Source organism: Streptomyces nanshensis (assembly GCF_001751255.1).
GTDB classification, from domain to species: domain Bacteria; phylum Actinomycetota; class Actinomycetes; order Streptomycetales; family Streptomycetaceae; genus Streptomyces; species Streptomyces nanshensis_A.
Genome location: NZ_LJGW01000004.1, coordinates 1 through 1796, shown reverse-complemented (window position 1 = coordinate 1796; position 1796 = coordinate 1). Strand labels below are relative to the sequence as shown.

Here is a 1796-nt window from a genome sequence, read left to right as displayed (position 1 = left end):
ACGGCCGTCAACGAGTCGAAACCCAGGTCCTGGAAAGCGCGGGAGGCCTCCACGGCTTCTCCGCCGACATGCCCGAGTACGCCTGCGACCTCGGCACGCACCATCGCGAGCAGCACGTCATGCTGCTCGCTGTCGTCCAGACTCCTCAGACGTTGGACGAGAGAGACGGCGTTCTCGGAACTGGCGACGGTGCGGCGCGACCGGCCCCGGATCAGTCCGCGGAGCAGCGGGAGAACTTCGCCGTGCGCCCTGAGGACCGGAAGGTCGAATTTGACCGGCACGATGGTCGCCTCGTCCGTGGCGAGCGCCGCGTCGAACAGCTCCAGACCCTCACCCGCCTCCAGCGGCGGCATACCGGCGCGGGCCAGACGCTCGGCATCGGCCTCGGCGAGCATGCCCTCCTGCGCCCACGCACCCCACGCCAACGACACAGCAGCCAAGCCGAGTTCACGGCGGTGCAGCGCGAGCGCGTCAAGGAACGCGTTGCCTGCCGCGTAGTTGCCCTGGCCTGCGCTCCCGAGTATCCCGGCGGCGGAGGAGAAGAGGACGAAGGCCGACAGGTCGCGGTCCCGGGTGAGTTCGTGCAGGTTCCACGCCGCATCCACCTTCGGACGCAGCACGGCATCGACACGCTCCGGCGTCAGCGAACCGATGACACCGTCATCGAGCACGCCCGCAGCGTGCACCACCGCACCGACCGCGTGCTGCGCGAACAGGTCGGACAGCGCCTCCCGGTCCGCCACATCACACGCCGCAACCTCGGCACGTGCGCCCAACTCAATGAGTTCGGCTACCAGTTCACCCGCACCCTCGGCCTCACGGCCACGACGGGATACGAGCAGCAGATCCCGCACACCATGCTCCGAGACCAGATGCCGCGCCACCAGCGCACCCAGACCACCCGTACCACCAGTGACCAGCACAGAGCCCTCAACCCCGGCCCAGACGACCCCGTCACCCTCAGCGGACGTCACACGCGCCAGACGCGGGACACACACCTCCCCCGCACGCACCGCCAGTTGAGGCTCATCGACCGCCAACGCGGACGGCACCGCCGCAAGCGACGCCTCCGCACCGTCCACGTCCAGCAGACCGAACCGGCCCGGATGCTCCGACTGCGCCGAACGCACCAGACCCCACACCGCAGCCGCCGCCGGATCCACACCCGACACCGCACCACGCGTCACAAACACCAGACGACTGTCCATGAACCGCGCGTCGTTCAGCCACAGTTGAACCAGACCCAGCACACGAGACGTCACGGCATGCGCGGCACCCGCCACACCACCATCGGCCCCACCCGAAACCGGAACCAGCACCACACCCGGCACCGACGGACCCTCGACATCGGCAAGCTCCGTAAGGTGCGATCGCGGTTGCACCGTGATGTGCGGGTTGGCCTCCCGTATATGCGCTGCCAGGCCGGTCGGCGAGGCGTCAAGCTCCAGGAGATGGACTCGGCCGGCAACCGCAGCGCTCGCGTCCTCGGCGGGCACCGATGCCGGCAGCCAGTCGATGCCGAAGAGGCCGTCCCGGGCTCGGCGATCGCCCTGCATCTGATCGGCCGACAGGGTCCGCGTCACCAACGCATCGACCGACGCGATGAGTTCGCCGGACGGAGAAGCGACCGCGAGTGTCATGGGTCCCTCGCCGGTACGCGTCAGCCGTACTCGTACTGCCGTCGCGCCGGATGCGTGCAGGGAGAGTCCCTGCCATGAGAACGGCACCGCACCGTTGTCGGTGCGCGGGTCGAAAGCCATGGCGTGCAGGGCGGCGTCGAGGAGCGCGGGGTGCAG

General features: G+C 69.2%; 1 protein-coding gene. It reads right to left on the bottom strand.

What is annotated here, in order from left to right; all coding sequences use genetic code 11:
• Positions 1-1796 (bottom strand): type I polyketide synthase (locus tag AN218_RS00020; protein ID WP_141747376.1); only part of this gene is annotated, 1796 nt, incomplete at both ends.